This window comes from Actinoplanes sp. NPDC048791, from assembly GCF_040650095.1.
Taxonomy (GTDB): Bacteria; Actinomycetota; Actinomycetes; order Mycobacteriales; family Micromonosporaceae; genus Actinoplanes.
Genome location: NZ_JBEZGQ010001303.1, coordinates 1 through 2,017 on the forward strand (window position 1 = coordinate 1; position 2,017 = coordinate 2,017).

At 72.0% G+C, this 2,017-nt stretch carries 3 protein-coding genes; 1 reads left to right on the forward strand and 2 read right to left on the reverse strand.

The genetic code is table 11. The features are described 5' to 3' along the window. Together AB0C29_RS45655 and AB0C29_RS45660 are read right to left on the reverse strand one after the other, a co-directional pair. Positions 1-181, reverse strand: a 181-nt coding sequence (locus AB0C29_RS45655; RefSeq protein ID WP_360834240.1) for a hypothetical protein, incomplete at its 3' end; no start/stop codon positions are given. After that, the gene (locus AB0C29_RS45660) at positions 178-1,128 is read right to left on the reverse strand and encodes an aliphatic sulfonate ABC transporter substrate-binding protein (RefSeq protein ID WP_360834242.1); all 951 of its coding nucleotides are present in this window, start codon (positions 1,126-1,128) and stop codon (positions 178-180) included. The genes AB0C29_RS45655 and AB0C29_RS45660, both read right to left, overlap by 4 nt. Before the next feature lie 47 nt (positions 1,129-1,175). On the opposite strand from AB0C29_RS45660, the gene AB0C29_RS45665 reads away from it, so the two are divergent. After that, on the forward strand, positions 1,176-2,017 hold an 842-nt coding region (locus AB0C29_RS45665), incomplete at its 3' end, for an LLM class flavin-dependent oxidoreductase (protein WP_360834244.1).

Consider the following 2,017-nt stretch of genomic DNA (forward strand, 5'->3'; position numbering starts at 1 on the left):
CCACACCGCACCTCGTCCCCCGTCGCGTCGCTGGACAGGTGGACGCCGCCCTCGCTGACAGCGCCTCCCACACCAGCAGGATCGCCACCGGGCTGACGATGCGCTGCCAGCGCAGCCGCCGGGTCTTGCTGACCGGGCGCGGGCGCACCGCCACATCCGGTGCCGTGGCGACGGCGGTCATTGCAGCTCCGCGGTGAACTGGTCATCGATCCGGGCCTTCATGTCGACGCTGCCCGGGATCAGTTTGAGCTCGGTGAAGCCGTCCGCGATGCTCTGCAGCTCGGTGCCGACCTCCGGGGTCAGCGGGGCCAGCGGCTGGGCGGCGCGGGCCAGGGCCCGGGTGGTCACCGCCTCGTCGATCTTCAGCTCCGGGGCCAGCACCTTGGCGCGTTCCCCCGGGTTGGCGATGCCCCAGGTCGTGGTCTTCTGGTACGTGTCGAGGAACGTCCGGATCTGCGGCGCCTTGTTCTTGACGGCGTCCGGGTGGACCAGGATGTACTCGCGGTTGTTGGCCAGCCCGGTGGCGTCGGCGAGCACCTGCACCCCGGGCTGCTCGGCCAGCGCGAAGTACGGGTCCCAGATGATCCACGCGTCGACCTGATCGTTGTCGAACGCGGGCCGTCCCTCGGCGGGCTTGAGGTACTTCACGTTGATGTCGGCCAGGGTCATCTTGTTGGCCTCCAGGAGCTTGACCAGCAGCCAGTGCACGTTCGACCCCTTGTTGAGGGCGACGGTCTTGCCGCGCAGGTCGGCGAAGCTCTGGTAGCCCTTGGCCTGCTTGACCAGGACGGCTTCGCCCTTGGGGATGGGCGCGCTGGTGCCGACGATGGCGAAGGGGATCTTGGCGGCGGCCGCGAAGATCGGCGGGGCCTCGCCGGTCTGGCCGATGTCGATGGCGCCGGCCTTGAGCGCCTCGGTGAGCGCCGGGCCGCTCTCGAAGAGCGACCACTGCGCGTCCGGGGCGGCGGCCCGGGCCTTGACCAGGCTCAGCCCGCCGAACCGCTGGTAGCCGATCCGCAGGGGGCCGTTGTCGGCCGCGCCGGCCCCGGCGTCGTCGTCGGCGCACCCGCCGAGCGCCACCGACACGGTCAGAGCCAGCAGGGCGGCGATCGCACTCCGTCTATGCATGGCCGTCACTCTATCTAGCCGATAGGAGATATGGGTACCCTGGGCCCATGACGTCGCTCGACTTCCACTGGTTCCTGCCCACCAACGGCGACAGCCGCGACATCGTCGGCGGCGGGCACGGCACGCCGGTCGGCTCCGCCGGGGGCATCCGCCCGCTGACCATCGGCTACCTCGGCCAGATCGCCCGCAGCGCCGAGCAGCTCGGCTTCGTCGGCGCGCTCACCCCGACCGGCGCCTGGTGCGAGGACGCCTGGCTGGCCACCGCGATGCTCACCGAGGTGACCGAGCGGCTCAAGTTCCTGGTCGCGTTCCGGCCCGGGCTGATCTCGCCGACCCTCGCCGCCCAGATGGCCTCGACGTTCCAGCGGCTGTCCGGCAACCGGCTGCTGCTCAACGTCGTCACCGGCGGCGAGTCCAGCGAGCAGCGCGGCTACGGCGACTTCCTCGACAAGGACGCCCGGTACGCCCGCACCGACGAGTTCCTCGGCATCATCAAGGCCCTGTGGCGCGGCGAGACCGTCGACCACGTCGGTGAGCACCTGCGCGTCGAGGGCGCCCGGCTGAGCCGCCTGCCCGACCCGGCGCCGGAGATCTACTTCGGCGGCTCGTCGGCCGCGGCCGGCCCGGTCGCCGCCCGGCACACCGACGTCTACCTCACCTGGGGCGAGCCGCCGGCCCAGGTGGCGGAGAAGATCGCGTGGATCCGCGGCCTGAACCCGGCGCTGCGCTTCGGCATCCGGCTGCATGTCATCGCCCGCGACACGGCCGAGGCGGCCTGGGCCGAGGCGGACCGGCTGCTGCAGGGCGTCTCGCCGGCCGACATCGAGGCGGTGCAGGCGGGGCTGCGGCGCAGCGAGTCCGAGGGCCAGCGGCGGATGCTCGACCTGCA